Below are 21,079 nucleotides of genomic sequence, written 5' to 3' on the forward strand. Positions count from 1 at the left end.
GTACATGCTCCTGTACGAATCGCTGGCCACCCAGTTGAGGCAGCAGATCGAAGGCGGCACCCTGCGTGCCGGCGAGCGCCTGCCCTCGATTCGGCAGTTGGCCGCCAATCACGGCATCAGCACGGCAACGGCAGTGCAGGCATGCCTGCAACTGGAACGCGAAGGCCGCGTGCAGGCGCGGCCGCGCTCCGGCTACTTCGTGCGCACCACCGCCTCTGCCTTGCCTGTCGCAACACCCGCAGCGCGGCGGCGCAAACCCGGCATGGTCGACAACCCGGCCTTGCAGCGCGTACTCGATACCCTGGCGCGCACCGACCTGCTGCCGCTGCACACCGCCACTCCCGCACCTGCATTGCTGCCGGCTGCACAGTTGGCGGCAGCACTCTCGCGTCAATTGCGGCGCCAACGCACTGCAGCGCTGGACTACGCACCGCCGCAAGGCCACACCGCACTGCGCCGACAGATCGCACAGCGTTACGCACACTGCGCAACCACCGTAGCCGCGGAAGAAGTGGTGATCACCGCCGGCGCGATGGAAGCGATCAGCCTGGCACTGCGCACACTCACCGCACCGGGCGATGTGGTGCTGGTGGAAACACCCACCTACCACGGCATCCTGCAGGCGGTGGCTGCGTTACGACTCAAGGTGCTGGAAGTCCCCAACCGCGCCGGCCACGGGATCGATGTGGCACGCCTGGACGCGCTGCTGCAGCGCACGCCGGTGCGCGCGGCGGTGCTGGTGCCCAACTTCAACAATCCCAACGGCAGCCTCACCCCCGACAGTGCCAAGCGCGCACTGCTCGACAGCTGCGCACGCCACGGCACCGTGGTGATCGAAGACGATATCTACGGCGAACTGGATTGGTCGGGCCAGCGACCGCGCCCGCTACGCCACTTCGACACACATGCCAACGTGATCACCTGCGGCTCGTTCTCCAAGGTGCTGTCGCCGGGACTGCGCGTGGGGTGGTTGCTAGGCGGCGACTGGACCGAAGCATTGGTGCGCGCCAAATACTTTTCCACCGTCGGGAGCGCCAGCCTGCCGCAATTGGCACTGGCCGATTATCTGGCGCAGCACGATCTGGAACGGCATCTGCGCAAGCTACGCCGTACCCTGGCCGACAACGGCCAACGCCTGCGCGATGCCATCGTGCGGTATTGGCCGGAGGGCACGCGGGTGGGCGACCCGGCCGGCGGACTCTCGCTGTGGCTGCAATTGCCCGATGGCGGCAGCGGCCAGGCATTGTTCGAAGCCGCATTGGCCGAAGGTATCGGCACCTCGCCGGGCCATCTGTACTCCAGCCGCGGCGACTACGCCGATCACCTGCGGCTGACCTGCGGCCAGCCGTGGAGCGACACGCTGGAACGCGCGATGCGACGATTGGGCAAGCTTGCGGCGCAGGTGGCGCGTTAGCTTGGTTGTTGGCATCAACTTTTGAATTGGCGTTGGCGTCAGCTGTTGCTTTGGCGTCAGCTGTTGCTGTTGCTGTTGAACAAAACCAACGATGTCGCCGGCATCTACTCGACGCGGACTTTCAGATACGCAATGGCGAGCCCCTCTCCCCACGGGAGAGGGGCTGGGGTGAGGGTACGGGGCGAAGCCCTCATGTCGTTCCAACTGCACGTGGCTTCGCCCGTACCCTCATCCGCCCCTTCGGGGCACCTTCTCCCGAAGGGAGAAGGGAAATCAGCTCGGCGCTTTATTCATGCCCCACCGGTCCAGGCAACACGGCAACGCACGCAATGCAACGCACGCAACTGCGCGAGGTCTACTGCCACGCACACGCCACAAACTTAACAAACGCAACAAACGATCGGCTATTTCCACAATCAAGCAATCAAGCAATCACGAACGCAAAGCCGCAGCATGATGCGCAATATGCTCGCCGATAAAACTCGAGATAAAGTAATAGCTGTGGTCGTAACCAGGCTGCAGCCGCACTGTGACCGGATAACCCGCAGCCTTGGCAGCTTGTTCAAATAGCGCAGTTTTCAGCTGGTTCTCAAGAAATTCATCTGCACCGCCCTGATCGATCAACAGCGGCAAGTGCTCCTGTACCTGCGCGATCAACGCGGTGGCATCGTAGGCTTTCCACGTATCACGATCCGGGCCCAGATAATGGCCAAATGCCTTCTCACCCCACGGCACCTGGCTCGGTGCCACGATCGGCGAGAACGCCGACACGCTGCGATAGCGGTCCGGGTTCTTCAACGCGATGGTCAAGGCGCCGTGCCCGCCCATCGAGTGGCCGCTGATCGCACGCGCACCGGTAGTGGCGAATGTTGCTTCGATCAACGCCGGCAATTCGTTCACCACATAGTCGTACATGCGGTAGTGCGCGGCCCACGGCTGTTCGGTGGCGTCGACATAAAAGCCGGCGCCCTTGCCGATGTCGTAGCCGTCCGCGTCGGCCACCTCGTCGCCACGCGGGCTGGTGTCGGGTGCGACAAGAATGACGCCATGCTCGGCCGCGTAACGCTGCGCGCCGGCCTTGCTGATGAAATTCTGTTCGGTGCAGGTCAGGCCGCTGAGCCAGTACAGCACCGGCAGCGGGCCATCGGCAGCCTGCGGTGGCAGATACACGCCGACCTGCATGCTGCAGTTCAAGCTCTGCGACTGGTGCCGGTAGACGTCTTGCCAACCGCCGAAGCAGGCACGGTGTTCGATACGTTCCATGAGATTCCTTCGATAAAAACCTGCGGCCGACATGGATGCCGGCCGCGGGGTTGGGCGGTCAGTGCAGCAGGCCCTTATGGCGTGCCACATTGGCCGCCAATGCATCCATCAATCCCGGCGACAGGCAGTCGTACGGGGTCAAGCCGAGCTCATTGAGGCGCGCGCGTACGCCGTCCATGTCATCCGGCGGCGTGCCGGTTTCGATGATGGAGGACACGAACGCCGCAAAACCCGGCGGCGACCAGCCCGACTGCTGCGACAACTCGGTATGGATGAAATCCAGACCATAAAACGCATGGTCCTTGTTCTCGATGCGGCCAATCATATGCACGCCGCAACCGGTACAGGCGTGGCGCTGGATCGCCGCGCTTTCGTCGACGATCTTGAGCTTCTCCGCATGCGCGGTGACCGTGACCTTGTCGCGCGGCACCACTGCAATCACCGAAAAGGTCGCGCCTTCCGGCTTCCAGCATTTACTGCAACCGCAGGCGTGGTTATGCGAGGTCTGCGCACCCACTTCCACGGTCACCTTGTCGCTGGCGCAATGACATTCAAGGGTTCCCCCCTGAAAGCTTTCTGCACCTCCACGCGCAACACCACTGTCTACCGAAGGATGAATCGAGACGCTGGTCATCATGCCCCTCCCGGAGTATCGGGTACCACGTGCGCGGAAGCGGCCGCGCGCCGATCCTGGCCGTACGGTCAGAAGTGAATCACGGTGCGGATCGACTTGCCTTCGTGCATCAGGTGGAAGGCCTCGTTGATCTCTTCCAGCGGCATGGTGTGGGTGATGAACGGGTCCAGATCGATCTCGCCCTTCATCGATTGCTCCACCATGCCCGGCAATTGCGTACGTCCCTTGACACCGCCGAAGGCCGAGCCGCGCCACACGCGGCCGGTCACCAGCTGGAACGGACGGGTACTGATTTCCTGGCCTGCGCCAGCTACGCCAATGATGACGCTCTCGCCCCAGCCCTTGTGGCAACACTCCAGCGCCGACCGCATCACGTTGACGTTGCCGATGCACTCGAAACTGAAGTCCACGCCGCCATCGGTCAACTCGACGATGACCTCCTGGATCGGCTTGTCGTAGTCCTTGGGGTTGATGCAATCGGTGGCGCCCATGCTGCGTGCCAGATCGAACTTGCCCGGGTTGGTGTCGATGGCCAGGATGCGCCCGGCCTTGGCCTGCACCGCGCCCTGGATCACCGCAAGACCAATGCCGCCCAGGCCGAACACTGCCACACTCTCACCCGGCTTGACCTTGGCAGTGTTGTGCACGGCACCAATACCGGTGGTGACGCCGCAACCGAGCAGGCAGACCTTTTCCAGCGGCGCTTCCGGGTTGACCACGGCCAGCGAAATCTCCGGCACCACGGTGTACTCGCTGAAGGTGCTGCAGCCCATGTAGTGATAAATCGGCTCACCGTTGTACGAGAAGCGCGTGGTGCCGTCGGGCATCAGGCCCTTGCCCTGCGTGGCACGCACTGCCTGGCACAGATTGGTCTTGCCGGACAGGCAGAATTTGCACTTGCGGCATTCGGCGGTGTACAGCGGGATCACGTGATCGCCGACCTTGACGCTGGTGACGCCCTCGCCGATCTCTTCGACGATGCCGCCGCCTTCGTGGCCCAGCACGGACGGAAAGATGCCTTCCGGATCGTCGCCAGACAGCGTGAACGCATCGGTGTGGCAGACGCCGGTATGGGTGATGCGGACCAGCACTTCGCCGGCCTTCGGCGGTGCGACGTCGATTTCGACGATTTCCAGCGGCTTGCCGGGTCCGAATGCAACTGCTGCACGGGATTTCATTGGATGACGCTCCTGACGATGAGATTCAAGGACGGGTGCGACATGCGCCGACCCGGTGGGAGTTCATTTGAGGTAGGACCGGACCAGGCCGAGCAATTCCTGCACCCGTTCGGCGCGTTGCGCATCGGACGTTGCGGCATGCCCGAAATCTTCCCGGATATGCGCTTCAAGCACCTGCGACATCAGCCCATTCACAGCCCCCCGGATCGCGGCGATCTGCTGCAAGACAGGCGCGCAGTCTGCGCCTGCCTGCAGCGCCCGCTCAAGTGCATCGCACTGTCCACGCAAGCGGCGCACGCGTGCTAGCGCCCGCTTTTTCTCTTGCGGCGAATGCGGCATGGCGGCCCCGATCCAAATACTGGGGGGCAGTATATGGATTCGGACGAAAAAAGCCATGGGCATCGGGGGCGTTGTGTCGAAGATGCCGGCTGGCAACGTGATGTTCGATCAACGCAGATGCGCGCGAGAATGCCGCCAACAGGGACTGTGGCGCGGTCTGTGCAAAGACACGCACAGATCAAAAATTTGTGCCCTGCGCAGGAAATCCGCGACCGCAATCAGCAAAGTGGCCGCAGTGCAGCATGACGGTGGCTGATGTGTGCACGTGCAGCATCCAGCGTCATCCCTCATCCCCCTCCAGGCGCATGCTTTCCGACACCGGCAGCTCGATGGTGCAGCGCACGCCATCCGGGCCCAGCTCATAGGTGGTTTCGGCCTGCAGTTGATACGGCAGCGCGCGCTCGATCAACTCGCGGCCGTACCCGGAGCCTTGTGGCGCTTCGCCGGGCGTTGGCATGGTCACGCCGGTTTCGCTCCATTCGATCCGCAGCCGCGTGCCGTTATTGGTGCGCAGCAGGCGCCAACGCACCTGCAACTGGCCGCCGGGTTGGGCGAGCGCGCCGTACTTGTTGGCATTGGTCGCCAGCTCATGCAGCGCCAGCGCAAACGTCTGCACGGTGCTGGAGCGCAGACGCACGCCACTGGGGCCATCCAGCACCACCTGCTCACCCTGGCCTTGCGCGTCGATCGCGCCCATCGCCGAGAGTTCGACATGGATCAACTCATCGAACAGGATGCGATCGCCGTCGTTCAAGCGCGAGAGCAATCCCTGCACGCGCGCCAGCGCGTCCAGGCGGTCGTTGTAGATCAGCGCCAGCTCGGCGATGGTCTTGCTGCTGCGCTGGGTGCGATTGAAGACCACACGCACCACGCCCATCAGGTTGCGCGTGCGGTGCTGCAGTTCGGCCAGCAACACCTGCTGGCGATCTTCCCACTCCCGGCGCCGGGTGACGTCCTGGCCGATCTTGAGATACCCCAGCGGCTCGACACCGCCATCGCGCAGCGGCCGGGTCGCCCCTTCGATGAAGACGCGGCGGCCGTCCTTGCATTGATGCCAGCGGACATTGGGGGCAAAGCCGGTGTGGTGCGCCTGTTCGATCTCGCGCTGCGGCACCCCGGCCAGGCGATCTTCTGCAACGAAGGTCATGGCGATGTGTTGACCCACCGCTTCTTCGGCGGTCCAGCCGAACACCGCTTCGGCACCAGGTGGCCAGGTCTGGATGTAGCCACTGGTGTCGGTGGTAAAGATCGCGTAATCCAGCGCGTTTTCAAGAATCACGCGGTAACGCTCTTCGCTTTCGATCAGCGCGCCCTGTGCGCGTGCGCGCTCCAATGCCGCCCAGGTGCGCTCTGCGGTTTCTTCGGCCAGCCGGATCTCGGCGGCCGTCCAATCGCGCGCAGTGCGCTGATTGACCACGAAGCTGGCAACCAGCTGGCCGCTCTTGATCAGCGGCACCACGATCAGCGCACCGATGGCATTGCCCAGATAGGCCGCGCGCTGATCGTCGGGCAATGCCGCATCGATGGCAGTGTCGCGCACCACCCATGTCTGCGCGTCGGTCAGCCAGGGCATCGGCCAATCGCTCAGTGCGAAGCGCCGCGCGTGACTGGTTTCGCCGGGTTGATGCCAATCGCGTTCGACAACGTACTGCTGCGTTTTGCGATCCACTTCAACGTAGTACGCGCGGCCGGCATGCAAGTGCTCGCCCAGCACGCACGCAGCGTTGCCCTGGATCGCGGCCGGGTCGCTCAGCGGCCGCAGCGCATCGGACAGCTTCAACAAGAAGGCATTGCGATCCTGCACCTCGCGCAACGCCGCTTCGGCCAGCTTGCGGTCGGTGATGTCGAGCACGAATTCGAAACCGGTACCATCCGGCAGCCGCTTGGCGGCAAACAACGCCCAGCGATGCGAGCCGTCCTTGCGCAGATATTCGCGCTCATAGGGCGTGGTGCTGCCCTTGGCCTTCAACTCTTGAAAGGCCTGCGCTGTCAACTCGCGCGCGGTCGCCGGGGTCAGGTTCTGCCAGTTGAGCGTACCGGCTTCAACATCTGCACGGCTGTAGCCGCTCATCTTCAAGAACGCATCGTTGGCATCGGTCAGGCGGCCATCCATATCGAAATATGTCGCGCCCACGGTTTCGATCGTCAGAGCGGTGCGGAAGCGCTCTTCACTGGCACGCAGCTGCTCCTGCGCACGTTTCTTGTCGGAGATATCGCGAAAATACACCGACATGCCGCCATCGCTGGTGGGATACAGACTGATGTCGACCCAATGCCCCAGCACCGGCGAGGCGACATCCAGGCGAACCATCTGCCGCGTTTGTGCGGCCTGCAAATGCGCGGTGTGCGTTGCAGAGCCGATCAACGCGGCGAACTCGTCCCAGATCACCTTGCCCAGCAATTGCGCACGCGAGCGCGCCCACAGCGCCTCGGCCTTGCGATTGATATAGGTAAAGCGCCACTGCGCATCGACGCCATAGAACGCATCGGAAATGCTTTCAAGAATGTCGCGGTTACGCTCGGCTAGCATGCCCAGTTCCGCCTGCACCCGGCGTTGTCCGGTCACGTCCTGCACCACGGTCAATCCACCGGTCACCCTGCTGCCATCGCGCAATGCGACCGCAGTGACACGTAACCAACATTCGGCGGTTCCATCGAGGTGGCGGAAATCGATCGGCGCTGTGGTGTCTTCGCCGCGCAACGCGCGCGCACCGGGAAACTGCTGCGGTGGCACCGGGTTGCCTTGCTGGTCGATGCCCTGCCACTCGGCTGCGCGCACGCCATCGCGCGAAGGAATGCGATCGGTCAACTGATCGCTCAGCTGCGAATTCTTGTACGTGAAACGGCCTTGCGTATCGAACAGACCGACGCCGATCGGAATCTGATCGAGCACCAGCGCCAGCCGCGCCTCGCTATCGCGCAGGCGTTGTTCGGCCTGCTTCCGCGCGGTGATGTCGGCGGCGGTGCCGAACCATTCGGTGATGTTTCCCTCCGCATCCAGTGCCGGCACGCCCTTGGTGGCGATCCAGGCCAGGCTGCCGTCCGCACGTCGTACCCGATGCTCGAAAATGATCGGTGTCTTTGCATGGATGCCGGCATCGATCTTTTGCCGCACCATTGCCCGATCGTCATCGGGAATGTAATCCATCAGCCAGGCGCGATTGGGATTGACCGCATCGGCCAGAAAGCCTTTACCGGTCAATGCGCGCATTTCGCCCCAATCCGGGCTCATCCGGTAATGCACTTCGGAGCTTACCAGCGACAACGCAGCCAGCCGCGACTCGCTGGTCCGCAATGCCGCCTGAGCACGATTGCGTTCGACATAGTCGGCGGCGGTCCATGCAAGCAGTTCGAGCAACCTGAGTTCATGCTCTGCCGGCCGATACGGCAGGGTGAATTGCGTACTGAGCAAACCGAGCAACACGCCGGCACGATTGAACAGGGGCGTGAACTGCGCAGCATGAATCCCGCTGCACAGCGCGGCCTCGTAATCCGGCGTGCCCTTGAGTGGGGTGAACGTTTCGATGTCTTCGATCACCAGCTGCCGGCGCTCGCGGCGCACTGTATCGCAGGTCGCCTGAAAACCGTCCTTCAAGAACTGCTGCACGAACGGGCTGCGCTCGTCGTGCCCGCGATAGACACGCAGCTCCATGTCGTTGCTGTGCTCGTCGACCAGTTGCACGCAACCGCACTCGGTGCGCGCGAACGCGCAGGCAAGCGCGGTGATGTCCTGCAGCGCTACACGCATCTCGCTCTGCGCTGCAAGGCTGACCTGTAGCGCGTGCAACTTGCGCATGCCGGCCAGCTCTTCCTGCATGCTTGCAGCGCTTTCGACACGTTCCACGTCGTCGATCTGCTCGCCAGGCGCACGTTTCATCGTGACTGGTTTCTCCCTGCGCGCATTATCCGATCTCTCGCCAAGGGTGAAGCGACACAATGCGTAATCGCGAGCGAAGAGGCTGTAGTAGCGTGCTCGACATCTGCCGTGCTGGTGCACGCGCAAGCCTGCGTCTTCGGATGCGCAGCCGACGCGACCGCAAGCTGGTGGTCACTGGCTTGCAGCGTTATCTGGCGAAACACCTGCAGTCTGCTGTACGGCAACGTCCGCTAGCGGCAAGGTACCTGCAGTACCTGCGCGCATCGATCTCAGCCGTGACGCGGCGGCGGCTCGAATCCCTCCGCCTCCAGGCATTGCAGCAACGATGACGGTGGCGGCCCAGGCGGTGGCGCATCCGGCACCGGCAACGCGATGTCTTGCGCCGTAGCGCAGGCCTGCAGCGCTGCATCGAATTCGGGATCGTGCGGCGGCGGTGGGCCATGATGGCCGCGCTCAGGCGGCGGCGGTGGCAGCGGCGGCGCGCCACCCGGAGCGCCGCAGAGGCTGGCGCAGCCGCTCATGCTCAGTGCGGCAAGCAGCGCAGCGGTGACGGCAAAGCCGGGGCGTGTTTGGACCATCGTCGATCTCCCTGGATGGATGCACACGTGTGCGTCGTGCATGCACGTGGCAGGGCGGGCGACGCCCGCGCTTTCGTCCAGCAAAGCCTTGCATGTGCGTGTGCCGCGCATGTGTCGCACGCGTGTCGCCATCCGCCAAGCGCAGGCGGGCGACGGCATGCGCTGATCGTGCCGCTATCGCTGCTGCACAAACGCGCAAGCGCTAACGCGTCAGTTCTCGACGACGGCCGGTGCCACGCTGACGGCGGAGTCAACGGCATTTTCAGGCAGCGATGCCATCACCGCAGCGCGAAAGCGCGCAGCGAATGCGGCATCGTTGGCCTGATAGAAGGCACGCGCATTGGCCGATAACTGATCCAGCTGCGCCTGTGGCAACGCCAATGCGGTTTCCACCGCGTGCGCGATTCCCGCCGCATCGACGTAGTAATACGAGGCAAGACGCCGCTGGCGCACGTCGGCCACCGGAATCAGCACGCCGTGCTCGGGCCTGACCAATTCGTTCATCGGCTCGCCGTCGGTCGCCAATGTCACCGCGCCCACGCTCAACGCTTCCATCAGGTAATGCCCGAAACCTTCGGCTTCTGACGGGCAGATATGGAACAGATGCGCGTTCTGCAGCCGGCGCAGTTCGGCATCGTCGAGATAGCGCACCCGGTGATCGATGTTGGCAGCAACCACCGGCTTGCCGGCGGTGCGCGGGCTCTGCACCACGGTCAGCAGCGGCCACTCCGGATGTTGCTTCCAGGTCTCCAGCAGCACGCGGGTTCCCTTGGCGGTGCTGCGCCCGGCCAGATGGAAGAATGCACGCTGACGCAGCACCCGCGGGTCGTAGCGATCCGGGCTGGTAAATCCGATGAACCGCGTGGTGCAGCCCAGATTGCGAAAGATCCGCTCGGCGTGATGGGTCTTGCACAGCACGGCGTCGAAGCGCGGCAACCGCGGCAGCCACTTGGGCAGCATCCACTCCGGATTGGGCACCAGCAGGTTGGCCTGGCCCAGCGGCAGGCAGCGCGCATACACACGTTCGGAAAAGATCTGCACCGGCACCCGCCCGAACAGCGCGCGGCTGGCCCACAGACGGGTTTCGCGCAGGGTGTCGTGCACCCGCTGGCTGGTGAATCCCACTTCCTGCACCGGCACACCGCCAGCACGCAGGGTCTGCGCCATCAGCACCATGTCGCGGGTCAGGCCCACGCCGTTGTCGCGGCTGATCACCCGCATCATCGGAAACGCCTTGTCATGCGCGCACTCGCCGTTGCAGCGGCACAGTGTCGATGTGATGGCTTCCTTGGCGATGTCCGGTTCTGTCATGTCGCGTCACACGTGTGCCAATGGATGACAAATTCAATCATTATGATGCGTGCTCCAGCCTTGCAACTGCGAGCACCATGTATCCGGTAGCCACCACCCTGCGCGGCCAAACCTCCGCGCCACCGACGATGACCTCCATGGACCTGCAACAACCCTGCGTTCTTGTGGTTGACGACGACCCGGACCTGCGCAAGCTGATCGGCGAGTTCCTGAGCGCCCACGGCTACCAGGTGGACGTTGCCGAAAACGTGGCGGAGATGCGCAAGAGCATCGCGCAGCGCCGCCCGGACCTCATCGTACTCGACGTGATGATGCCCGGAGAAGACGGACTGAGCGCGGCCCGGGCCCTGGCCAGCGAGCGCGGTTCCCCCGCGGTCATCATGCTCAGCGCGCTGGGCAACGACACCGACCGCATCATCGGCCTGGAAGTGGGCGCCGACGATTACCTGGCCAAACCCTGCAATCCACGCGAATTGCTGGCGCGGGTGCGCGCCCTGCTGCGCCGCAGCCAGGCCAGCAACGAGCAGGCCGACCACCGCGGCAACGTCTACGAATTCGCCGGCTGGCGGCTGGATGTGGTACGCCGCGACCTGCGCGACCCCACCGGCATCTTCATCAACCTCTCCGATGGCGAGTTCGCGCTGCTGCGCACCTTCGTCGAGCATCCGCAGCGGGTGCTGAGCCGCGACCAACTGCTGGACTATGCGCGCGGCCGCGATACCGATGTCTACGACCGCGCCATCGACAGCCAGATCAGCCGGCTGCGCCGCAAGATCAACGAGCGCGTGCATACCGAGTTGATTCGCACCGTGCGTAACGAAGGCTACATGCTGCTGCCGGGCGTCTCGCGTCTGTGAGCAACCCGGCACGTCGCGGGCTGTCGATCTTTGCGCGTACCTTCGTGTTGCTGGCGGTGGCCCTGCTCACCGCCCAGGCGGTCGGCATCGCCCTGCTGGTGATGCGCACCCCGGTCTACGAGCCTCCGGTACATCCACCGGAGGTGGTGGCACTGCTGTCCACGCGCATGCCGGCCGGCACCCAGACCTTGACGGTGCGCGAGTCTGCCCAGGCACCGCTGCCGCCAGCAGGCCAGGTGCGCGATGCGTTTGCCGAAATGCTGCTTGCCCATTGGCTGGATGTGCCCGAGCAGCGCGTGCGCTTCTACCGCAGCGCCGACGATCGCCCGGGCCCGCGCGTCGGCATGTCGCTGCCGGGCCAACCGCAGGCGTCCGAGGCCAATGACGGCGATGGCAGCCCTGCCGGCAATCGCCGCGCTGCCTTGCAGCGATCGCCGTCAGAGCCGGGTGACTGGCACCGCGATCGCCATCCCGGCGCCTCGCCGTTCGGCAACGGACTGCGCCCGGACGACGCCCCGGGCGCCTGGGAAAGCGAGCGGCTGACCCCGGGCGTACCGCTGCTGGACGGCTTCACCGCCGCGCTGCAGCAGCCCGATGGCCGCTGGCGCACGGTGGAATCACCGCCACGGCGGTTGTCGGCCGAGTTCAAGACCCACGTGGTGCTGCTGTTCCTGGCCGGCCTGCTGGCCAACGTGCCGCTGGCGTGGTGGTTCTCGCGTGCGCTGTCGGCGCCGATCAAGCGCTTTGCCGAAGCCGCCGACCGGCTGGGCCGCAACCCGGATGCCGCTGCACTGCAACGCAGCGGCCCGCCGGAGATCGTGCGCGCGGCCGACTCGTTCAATGCGATGCAGGCGCGCCTGAACCGCCTGATCAACGAGCGCACCCACATGGTGGCAGCGATCGCGCACGACCTGCGCACGCCGCTGGCGCGCCTGTCGTTCCGTCTGGACGGCCTGCAGCCACCGCTACGCGACAAGGCACTGGCCGACATCGACGAGATGAAGGCGATGATTTCCGCCGCGCTGGATTTCATCCAGAACGATCGCCACCGCGGCGAACGCGCGCCGCTGGATCTGCGACTGCTGGTGGAAAGCGTGGTCGACAACGCCACCGACATCGGCGCCGAGGCCGAGCTGCTGCCCGGCCCGGCGATCACCCTGGATGGCGACCCGCTGGCCTTGCGCCGTGCGGTGATGAACCTGCTGGAAAACGCACTGAAGTACGGCAAACGCGCGCGTCTGCAGCTGCAGCGTGACGGCGAAGACGGCGTGCTATGGATCGACGACGACGGCCCCGGCATCGATCCGACCCAGCGCGAACAGTTGCTGCTGCCGTTCGTACGTGGCGAGTCTTCGCGCAACCGCGATACCGGCGGCATCGGGCTGGGCCTGTCGGTGGCGCACAGCATCGTGCTGGCGCATGGCGGCGACCTGCGCCTGGACAACCGTGCAGCAGGTGGCGGCCTACGAGTGACGGTGCGCCTGCCGTGCATGCCGGAACGGCGCTAGGCCTGGATCGGATCGAGGGTCTTTACCGGACCCGGACGCGCTGATTGCGAGTGCGGCAGCGCGCGCGTGATGCCATCGCCTGCGTGTCACGCTACCGAGATCGCCGCGACGGGAGGTCGCCGGAGCACCGCATGCGCGATGAGGCGGCAGCTAATGGCGCCTCATCGCACTCAGGTCAAGGCGGGCAGAACTGCAGCGGCGCGCCACATCGGCAACCCCCCGCAGCCCTTCAACCCACGCTTGCTCACTCAGTACGCAAACTCGCGGAACACCCGATCGATATCGCCGTTCCATGCACCGTGATACAGCGCCAGCTTGCGCTCGGCGGCGGTGACACCGCTTTCGGCGATCTCGGCGATCACATCCACAAAGCCGGTTTCGTCCTGACCGTCGGCATTCAAGCGCGCCCGCCGACGCAGGCCTTCGCGCGCGATCTTGACCGCTTCCACGGCCAAATCGCGCACCGTGCCGTGACGGAACGGCAGCCCGAGCGCATGCTTGGGTACGCCATCGCGCAGCGCGTGACGCTCGGTGGGGCTGAAGTCCTTGACCAGATCCCAGGCCGCATCCAGCGCGGTGTCGTCGTATAGCAGCCCCACCCAGAACGCCGACAGCGCGCACAGCCGATCCCACGGACCGGCATCGGCGCCGCGCATTTCCAGATACTTCTTCAAGCGCACTTCCGGGAACGCGGTGGTCATGTGGTCCGACCAATCGCGCAGCGTCGGCAGTGCACCCGGCAATGCCGGCAACTTGCCCTGCATGAAATCGCGGAAGCTCTGCCCGCTGGCATCGACGTACACACTGTCGCGGTACGAAAAATACATCGGCACATCGAGCAGGTAATCGACGTAGCGCTCGTAGCTGAAGCCGTCTTCGAACACGAAATCCAGCATGCCGGTGCGATCGGCGTCGGTGTCGGTCCAGATGTGCGAGCGGTAGCTGAGGTAACCGTTGGGCTTGCCTTCGGTGAACGGCGAATCGGCGAACAACGCGGTGGCGATTGGCTGCAGCGCCAGCGACACGCGGAACTTCTTCACCATGTCCGCTTCGGTGGCGTAATCCAGATTGACCTGCACCGTGCAGGTGCGCGTCATCATGTCCAGGCCGAGCGAGCCGACCTTGGGCATGTAGTTCTTCATGATCTGGTAGCGGCCCTTGGGCATCCACGGCATTTCATCGCGGCGCCACTTCGGCTGGAAACCCATGCCGAGAAAGCCGAGTTGCAACTCACCGGCAACCTGCGCCACTTCGTCCAGATGGGTGCCAGTTTCCACGCAGGTGTGATGCAGGGTCTCCACCGCTGCGCCGGAGAGTTCCAGCTGCCCGGCCGGCTCCAGCGTCACCGAGGCACCGTCGCGCAGCAGCGCGATGGTGTGGCCGTTTTCCTGCACCGGCTCCCAGCCAAAGCGGGTCAAGCCGGTCAGCAGCGCCTGGATGCCGCGCTCGCCTTCAAAGGTGGGCGCGCGCAGGTCGTCGAGCTGGAAGCCGAACTTTTCGTGCTCGGTGCCGATCCGCCAGTCCGCGCTGGGCTTCTCGCCCGAGGCAAGTACCTGGACCAGCTCCGCGCGTTCGGTGATCGGCGTTTCGGCAACGTGGCTGGGACTCGACAAGGGCAGGCTCGCAGACGTGATGAAGGGGGAACGATGTGGGGATACTCCCCTGCCACCGCAAGGCCCGCACTATAACCGCCCGGCGCGAAAGGATTGGCGACACCGACAGGGCATGACATTTCCACCGATGGGCGAACGGCAGCCGATCCATGCCTCAACGTGATCCAGTACGCGTCCCGGCGATCCTTACCCAGGCGCGTGCAGCCAGGCGCTGCCGGGCTGTTGCACTGCGCCCGTGTCTGCGCATCCGGCATCGCACCTGCCGGGCACGCACCGATCAGCACCGTCTTGAAACGCAAACGGCGGGCCGAAGCCCGCCATCGTTAAGCCGCCCCGGGTATAGGCGCGGGGATGAAGTCAGCGTCTATTGCCTCACTCGGCGGCAGGCGGCGCCCCATCCAGACCCAGCCAGCCGCCGACGATGCCGCGCAGTTCGTCCACGCCCTGGCGCGATTCGCCGGAGTAGGTCTGCACGGTCACGCTGTCGCCAAAGCGCGAGGTCACTTCTTTCTTGACCTTCTGCAGGGTCTGCATCTGCTGGCCACGGCCGAGCTTGTCGGCCTTGGTCAGCAACCCGTGCGCGGGCAGGCCGCGTTCGGCGGCATAGCCGAGCATCTGCAGGTCGTAATCCTTGAGCGGGTGGCGGATGTCCATCACCACCACCAGCCCGCGCAAGGCTTCGCGGGTGCGGAAATAGCGGTCGATGAAGGCCTGCCAGTGCGCCTGCAGATCCTGCGGCACCTTGGCGTAGCCGTAACCGGGCAGATCCACCAGACAGCGCTCGGGCTGGATCTGGAAGAACACCAGCTGCTGGGTACGACCAGGCGTCTTGGACACACGGGCGAGCGCGTTCTGGCGGGTCAGCGCATTGAGCGCGCTGGATTTTCCGGCGTTGGAGCGGCCGGCGAAGGCCACCTCGTAGCCGCCATCGTCGGGCAATTGCCGGGCGTTGTGGGCGGACAGGTGGTAGCGGGCTTGTTCGATAAGGAGCGACATCCCCCTAGGATCGCACGTTCGGGCTCTGCCGGTTTTGCTGCACTGTTCGTTGACCCTGGCGCAAAGGCGTGTCGATAATCGAAGCACGCCTGCCACAGCCAGCATCAAACGCGCGCAGGTCGGGTCCATACGGAGCTTTAGCTGATGCGCCATGCTCGTGTGCTAGTCCTCGCCGCCCTCGCCGTGCCGGTCATTGCGGCCGTGGCGTTTGCGCAATCGGCGGTGACGCCGATCCCCGATCCGCCACCTGTGCGCGTTGCGCCGTTGGAGGTGGACCTGTCCAAGACCACCTGGGGCGATGCCAAGGCCGGCCAGACCAAGGCCGCTGCCTGCGCGGCCTGCCATGGCCCGGACGGCAACCCGGCCGTCGCCATGTACCCGCGTATCGCCGGCCAAACCGAGCGCTACGTGGCGCATCAAGTGGCCTTGATCGCCAGCGGCGAGCGCAATAGCGGCATGGCGGCGGTGATGGTGCCGTTCGTCAAGGACCTCTCTGCGCAGGACATGCGCGACCTGGGCGCCTACTTCGCCACCCAGAAGTCTGCCGCCGGCGTGGCCGACGATGCGGTGGTCAACGAGGGGCCGTACCAGGGCCTGAAGTTTTACGAGGTCGGCGAGAAGCTTTACCGCGGTGGCGACATCGCACGCGGCGTGCCCGCCTGCATGGCCTGCCATGGTCCGTCCGGCAGCGGCAATCCGGGCCCGGCGTATCCGCGCCTGGGCGGCCAGCATGCCGAGTACGTGGCGCGGCGCCTGAAGGAATACCAGGCCGGCACCACCCAGGAGCGCAACCCGGCGCTGTTCAATATCATGGCGCAGGTGGCGCACCCGCTGACCGAGCAGGAGATCCAGGCGCTGGCCAGCTATCTGCAAGGCCTGCACGACCGCGCCGACGATGCGGCCGCCGCGCAAGCACCCGCTGCGGGGACGCCCGCACGCTCATGAGTTGAACGCTACGGCTGCCACACCGCTTCACGACGCCGGTCCCGCGACCGGCGTCGTCGTTTCCCGTCCTCCCCCTATCCCCACGGAGCCTGCATGAAGCTGTTTTCCCGTCTGTCCCTGCTGTTGTTGATCCTGCTGCCGCTGGTGGCCTGCGCCGCCGACAAGAACGCCCCGCCGGTCGAAGGCGACGACTACATCGTGATCGACGGCGGCCAGCCGTACGCGCCGCTGGCCGGCAAGGTCGAAGTGACCGAGGTGTTCGGCTACACCTGCCCGCACTGCGCGCACTTCGAGCCAACCCTGGAGGCCTGGGTGGCCAAGCAGCCGGCCTATGTGCGCTTCACCCCGGTGCCGGCGGCATTCGGCGGGTTCTGGGATGCATTCGCGCGCGCCTACTTCGCCGCCGACATCCTGGGCGTGGCCAAGCGCAGCCATCGCGCCATGTTCGAGGCGATCCACGAAAAGCAGAGCGTGCCTTCCCAGAACGTGGCACCGGAAGAACTGGCGGCGTTCTACGCCGACTACGGCGTGCCGCAGCAGCGCTTCGTCGAGACCTACAAGAGCGCGGCGGTGGACGCCAAGCTCGATGCCGCGCGCGACTTCGCCAAGCGCAGCAAGCTCCCCGGCACCCCGGCCATCATCATCAACGGGCGCTATCTGATCGGCGCGCGCAATTACCCGGACATGCTGCGCGTGGCCGACTATCTGATCGCCCGCGAGCACGCTGCGCCTGCCAAGCGCTGAACCGCGTAACCGCCACCGACGGCCGCCCGTGGCATCATGCGCCCCGCGGCCGTCCGGCCCTTTTCTCGCCCCACGCTGGAGATCCAATCCGATGAAGACCCGCTTCGCCCTGACGCTGATGGCGCTGCTGCCGATCCTGGTCGCCTGCAAGGCCCAGGACGGTTCGTCCGACACCGCACCTGCCGCTGCCACGCCGGCTGCCGAGACGGCGCCTGCTCCGGCCGCTGCCGCTCCGGCCACAGACCCCGCCGCACCGCCGGCCGTTGGCGAGAGCGCCAGCACGCCCCCCGCCGCCGCACCCAGCGCCGCCCCACGTGCACCGAACGGCCCCGAGCCGGTCGCCGGCACCGACTATCTGGATATCGAAGGTGGCCAGCCGTACCAGCAGGCCGCCGGCAAGATCGAAGTGGCCGAGGTGTTCGGCTATGTCTGCCCTGCCTGCAATGCGTTCCAGCCGCTGATCGGGCCGTGGAAGGCCGGGCTGCCGTCTGACGTGCATTTCGTCTACGTGCCGGCGATGTTCGGTGGCCCGTGGGACGACTACGGCCGTGCCTTCTACGCCGCCGAAACGCTGGGCGTGCAGGAGAAGACCCACGAAGCGCTGTACAAGGCCATCCATGTCGACCAGACCCTGAAGGGCGAGCGCGGCAAGGACTCGGTGCAGGACATCGCCGCGTTCTACGCCAAGTATGGCGTGGACCAGAAGACCTTCATCGACACCATGAGCAGCTTCGGCGTGTCGGCCAAGACCAACCGCGCCAAGCAGTTCGCCACCCGCAGCAAGCTCACCGGCACCCCGTCGCTGATCGTCAACGGCAAGTACCTGGTCAAGGGCCAGAGCTTCCCGGACATGCTGCGTATCGCCGATCACCTGATCGCGCGCGAACGCGCCACGCTGGCCAAGTGACCCGAGCGATCGCCCTCCAGTGAACGCTTCGGATTCGCGCACCCTGCGGGTGCTGACCGCCAATATCCAGGCCGGCTCCAGCACCCGTCGCTACAGCGATTACGTCACCCGCAGCTGGTCGCACGCGCTGCCGTTGGGCAGCAAGCGCACCAGCCTGGACAGCATCGCCAAGCTGGCCGGCGAACGCGACATCGTTGGCTTGCAGGAGGCCGACCCCGGCAGCCTGCGCTCGGGTTTCACCAACCAGACCCACTACCTGGCCGAGCGCGCCGGCTTCGATTACTGGAGCCATCAGCCCAACCGCCGCATGGGCGGGGTGGCGTCCAGCGCGAATGGGCTGCTCAGCAAGCTGCAACCGCTGGAAGTACAGGACCACGCCCTGCCAGGCAGGATCGGCGGGCGCGGCATCCTGTTGGCCAAATTCGGCGAAGGCCGCGACGGCTTGGCGGTGGCAGTGGCGCATCTGTCGCTGGGCGCCAATTCGCGCATGGCGCAACTGGCCTTCATCGCCGAGTTGTTGTCCGACCATCCCAACGCAATGTTGATGGGCGATTTCAACTGCATGGCCGACCGGCCAGAGATGCAGGCGCTGTATCGGCATACGCGCCTGCAACCGCCAAGCTGCGAAGTGCACACCTTTCCGAGCTGGCGCCCGGATCGGGCGATCGACCATATTCTGGTCAGCGACAGTCTGACGATCGAACGCATCGAAGCGATTCCCGCGGCGTTTTCAGATCATCTGGCGGTTGGCATGGATATCCGCGTGCCGACGCAGTTGCTGCGTTAAATACCGCGAAAAGTGGCTACGGGTTCGCATAGGCGAACTCGACCGATGACACCCCCTCGACACCGCCTGTGCGATAACGCAGGCGGTTTTTCGTTGGGAACACAGTCCGTGACACGCCTCTTATGAGTGCGCTGGTATGAGTGCGGTAGAGCCGCAACTGGCACCGGTGCGCACCTTGCGTCCGGTGTTCGTGTTGGCGGCAACGGTGGTCTGTACGTTTGCGTTGCTGGTGTCGTTGTTTCCGTTGGATGCAGGCCGCGTGCTGCTGGATGCGCAGACCTGGGCCTCGCGCAATGTCGGCTGGTACTACCTGCTGGCGATGACGGTGTACCTGGTGTTCGTGCTCGGCGTGGCCTTGTCCAGCTACGGCAACATCAAGCTCGGCGCCGACCACGACGAACCTGAATTCAGCTATCTCTCCTGGGCCGGCATGCTGTTCGCCGCCGGCATCAGCATTACCTTGTTCTTCTTCTGCGTCTCCGAACCGCTCACCCATTATCTGCAACCGCCACAAGGCGGCACCGGAAGCGGGGAAGCATCCGCACGTCAGGCGATGCAGTTGCTGTTCCTGCATTGGGGCCTGCATGGCTGGGGCGTGTTCGCGCTGGCGGCGATGGCACTGGCCTACTTCGCGTTTCGGCACAACTTGCCGTTGGCCTTGCGCTCGGCGCTGTATCCGCTGATCGGCAAGCGCATCAACGGGCCGATCGGTTACACCGTGGATGCGCTGGGCATCGTGGCCACCGTGTTCGGTATCGGTGCGGACATGGGCTTTGGCGTGCTGCATCTCAATGCCGGGCTGAGCACCTTGTTCGATGTGCCGCATACGCACTGGGTGCAGGTGGCGCTGATCGTGGCAATGATGGGCGCGGCCATTCTGGTGGCGGTGTCCGGCGTGGAAAAAGGCGTGCGCTGGATGTCGGACATCAACATGCTGCTGGCGATCGCGCTGCTGCTGTTCATGCTGTTCGCCGGCCCTACGCAATACCTGCTCAACGCGCTGATACAGAACCTGGGCGACTACCTGGGCAGTGTGGTCAACAAGAGTTTCGACGTGTATGCCTATGGCGGCCGCAGCGATTGGCTGGGCAACTGGACGGTGTTCTATTGGGCGTGGTGGATCGGCTGGGCACCGTTCGTGGGGCTGTTCATCGCGCGCATTTCGCGCGGCCGCACCATTCGCGAGTTCGTGCTCGGGGTGTTGCTGATCCCGCTGGGATTCACCCTGGCGTGGCTGTCGATCTTCGGCAACAGCGCACTGGACCAGTTGCTGCATCACGGCCAGGGCGCACTGGCGCAACAGGCCATCGATGCGCCGCAGACGGTGCTGTACTCACTGCTGCAGGGCTACCCGTGGAGCCGCGCGGTGATCACGGTGACGGTGGCGGTCAGCTTCGTGTTCTTCGTGACCTCCGCCGATTCCGGCACGGTGGTGCTGTCCACGCTGTCCTCGCACGGCGGCCAGCCGCACGACGACGGCCCGCGCTGGCTGCGCGTGTTCTGGGGCGTGCTCACCGCCGTGGTCACCGCCGGTTTCTTGCTTGCCGGCAGCATGGACGCATTGAAATCAGCGGTGGTGTTGGCGTCGCTGCCGTTCTCTGCCGTGCTGTTGCTGATGGCGTGGGGCTTGTCGCGCGCGCTCAGCGAAGAATCGCAGCGCAAGCGCGCGCAGCTCTACAGCCCCAGCCCGTTGATCGGGCAATCGCGCAATCACCGCGGCTGGCGTCAGCGGCTGGGCCAGGCGATGCATTTCCCCGCACGCGATGAGGTCTATCGCTTCATGCACGACCAGGTGCGCCCGGCGATCGAAGCGGTCACCACACAGCTGCAGGAAGAAGGCTGGCAGGTCAGCAGCCGGCTCGACGACGACGATATGGAAATCAGCGTCGATCACGGCGAGCAGCAAGGCTTCCGCTACCAGGTGGTGATGCGCGGCTACCTCACGCCCTCGTTCGCCGCCCAGCGTCTGCGCAATCAGCGCTATTACCGCGCCGAAGTGTATCTGTACGAAGGCAGCCAGGATTACGACCTGGTCGGTTACAGCCGCGAACAGATCATCAACGACATCATCGATCAATACGAGCGTCACCTGCAGTTTCTGCATCTCACGCGCTGAGGTGCCGCCGCT

Annotated in this window: 16 protein-coding genes and 2 pseudogenes; 9 read left to right on the plus strand and 9 right to left on the minus strand. The window is 65.0% G+C overall.

Features of this window, described 5'->3' with window-relative positions; all coding sequences use genetic code 11:
- Nucleotides 1-4 precede the first annotated feature (4 nt).
- Entirely contained in the window at nucleotides 5-1,414 is a 1,410-nt protein-coding gene (locus FFY45_RS10845; protein ID WP_176340438.1) for an aminotransferase-like domain-containing protein, read from the plus strand.
- A 432-nt stretch (nucleotides 1,415-1,846) separates the two neighbouring features.
- Here the strand turns inward: FFY45_RS10845 and fghA are convergent, their stop codons facing one another.
- The 7 genes from fghA to FFY45_RS10880 form a co-directional block, all read right to left on the minus strand.
- Nucleotides 1,847-2,677 carry an S-formylglutathione hydrolase gene (fghA, locus tag FFY45_RS10850; protein ID WP_176340439.1) on the minus strand — a complete coding sequence of 277 codons (831 nt, stop codon included), beginning with the start codon at nucleotides 2,675-2,677 and terminating at the stop codon, nucleotides 1,847-1,849.
- Between the two features lie 58 nt (nucleotides 2,678-2,735).
- The gene (gene gfa / locus FFY45_RS10855) at nucleotides 2,736-3,311 is read right to left on the minus strand and encodes an S-(hydroxymethyl)glutathione synthase (RefSeq protein WP_176340440.1); all 576 of its coding nucleotides are present in this window, start codon (nucleotides 3,309-3,311) and stop codon (nucleotides 2,736-2,738) included.
- Nucleotides 3,312-3,379: 68 nt separating this feature from the next.
- Nucleotides 3,380-4,489: an S-(hydroxymethyl)glutathione dehydrogenase/class III alcohol dehydrogenase gene (locus FFY45_RS10860; protein WP_006451640.1), complete on the minus strand. Its 1,110-nt coding sequence runs from the start codon at nucleotides 4,487-4,489 to the stop codon at nucleotides 3,380-3,382.
- A gap of 63 nt (nucleotides 4,490-4,552) precedes the next feature.
- Entirely contained in the window at nucleotides 4,553-4,828 is a 276-nt protein-coding gene (locus FFY45_RS10865) for a metal/formaldehyde-sensitive transcriptional repressor (protein WP_023905100.1), read from the minus strand.
- A gap of 280 nt (nucleotides 4,829-5,108) precedes the next feature.
- Entirely contained in the window at nucleotides 5,109-8,705 is a 3,597-nt protein-coding gene (locus FFY45_RS10870; protein ID WP_176340441.1) for a PAS domain-containing sensor histidine kinase, read from the minus strand.
- A gap of 269 nt (nucleotides 8,706-8,974) precedes the next feature.
- Nucleotides 8,975-9,283 carry a hypothetical protein gene (locus FFY45_RS10875; RefSeq protein WP_176340442.1) on the minus strand — a complete coding sequence of 103 codons (309 nt, stop codon included), beginning with the start codon at nucleotides 9,281-9,283 and terminating at the stop codon, nucleotides 8,975-8,977.
- A 210-nt stretch (nucleotides 9,284-9,493) separates the two neighbouring features.
- Nucleotides 9,494-10,594, minus strand: coding sequence for a glycosyltransferase (locus FFY45_RS10880; protein WP_176340443.1), 1,101 nt, complete (start codon nucleotides 10,592-10,594; stop codon nucleotides 9,494-9,496).
- A gap of 137 nt (nucleotides 10,595-10,731) precedes the next feature.
- On the opposite strand from FFY45_RS10880, the gene FFY45_RS10885 reads away from it, so the two are divergent.
- From FFY45_RS10885 to FFY45_RS10890, 3 genes and pseudogenes are all read left to right on the plus strand, one after another.
- Nucleotides 10,732-11,451 carry a response regulator gene (locus FFY45_RS10885; RefSeq protein WP_095575415.1) on the plus strand — a complete coding sequence of 240 codons (720 nt, stop codon included), beginning with the start codon at nucleotides 10,732-10,734 and terminating at the stop codon, nucleotides 11,449-11,451.
- Nucleotides 11,448-11,814 (plus strand): annotated as a pseudogene (locus FFY45_RS22460) (two-component sensor histidine kinase); the annotation flags it as partial. The gene FFY45_RS10885 and the pseudogene FFY45_RS22460, both read left to right, overlap by 4 nt.
- Before the next feature lie 77 nt (nucleotides 11,815-11,891).
- A pseudogene (locus FFY45_RS10890) lies at nucleotides 11,892-12,959 on the plus strand (ATP-binding protein); the annotation flags it as partial.
- A 248-nt stretch (nucleotides 12,960-13,207) separates the two neighbouring features.
- Here FFY45_RS10890 and FFY45_RS10895 read toward each other — a convergent pair.
- Together FFY45_RS10895 and yihA are read right to left on the minus strand one after the other, a co-directional pair.
- Nucleotides 13,208-14,572, minus strand: a complete 1,365-nt coding sequence (locus FFY45_RS10895; RefSeq protein WP_176340445.1) for a glutamate--cysteine ligase — start codon at nucleotides 14,570-14,572, stop codon at nucleotides 13,208-13,210.
- A 372-nt stretch (nucleotides 14,573-14,944) separates the two neighbouring features.
- Nucleotides 14,945-15,568: a ribosome biogenesis GTP-binding protein YihA/YsxC gene (gene yihA, locus FFY45_RS10900; protein WP_006451633.1), complete on the minus strand. Its 624-nt coding sequence runs from the start codon at nucleotides 15,566-15,568 to the stop codon at nucleotides 14,945-14,947.
- Between the two features lie 144 nt (nucleotides 15,569-15,712).
- On the opposite strand from yihA, the gene FFY45_RS10905 reads away from it, so the two are divergent.
- The 5 genes from FFY45_RS10905 to betT all read left to right on the plus strand — a co-directional run bounded on the left by FFY45_RS10905 (nucleotide 15,713) and on the right by betT (nucleotide 21,067).
- A complete protein-coding gene (locus FFY45_RS10905) occupies nucleotides 15,713-16,513 on the plus strand; it encodes a c-type cytochrome (RefSeq protein ID WP_176340446.1) in 801 nt (266 codons plus the stop codon).
- Between the two features lie 93 nt (nucleotides 16,514-16,606).
- Nucleotides 16,607-17,257, plus strand: coding sequence for a thiol:disulfide interchange protein DsbA/DsbL (locus tag FFY45_RS10910; RefSeq protein ID WP_104551501.1), 651 nt, complete (start codon nucleotides 16,607-16,609; stop codon nucleotides 17,255-17,257).
- A 91-nt stretch (nucleotides 17,258-17,348) separates the two neighbouring features.
- Nucleotides 17,349-18,164, plus strand: a complete 816-nt coding sequence (locus FFY45_RS10915) for a thiol:disulfide interchange protein DsbA/DsbL (RefSeq protein WP_074058257.1) — start codon at nucleotides 17,349-17,351, stop codon at nucleotides 18,162-18,164.
- Between the two features lie 49 nt (nucleotides 18,165-18,213).
- Entirely contained in the window at nucleotides 18,214-18,951 is a 738-nt protein-coding gene (locus tag FFY45_RS10920) for an endonuclease/exonuclease/phosphatase family protein (RefSeq protein WP_176340521.1), read from the plus strand.
- Between the two features lie 136 nt (nucleotides 18,952-19,087).
- The gene (betT, locus tag FFY45_RS10925) at nucleotides 19,088-21,067 is read left to right on the plus strand and encodes a choline BCCT transporter BetT (RefSeq protein ID WP_176340447.1); all 1,980 of its coding nucleotides are present in this window, start codon (nucleotides 19,088-19,090) and stop codon (nucleotides 21,065-21,067) included.
- Nucleotides 21,068-21,079: the final 12 nt, after the last annotated feature.

This window comes from Xanthomonas hortorum, from assembly GCF_011305375.1.
GTDB lineage: Bacteria > Pseudomonadota > Gammaproteobacteria > Xanthomonadales > Xanthomonadaceae > Xanthomonas > Xanthomonas hortorum_E.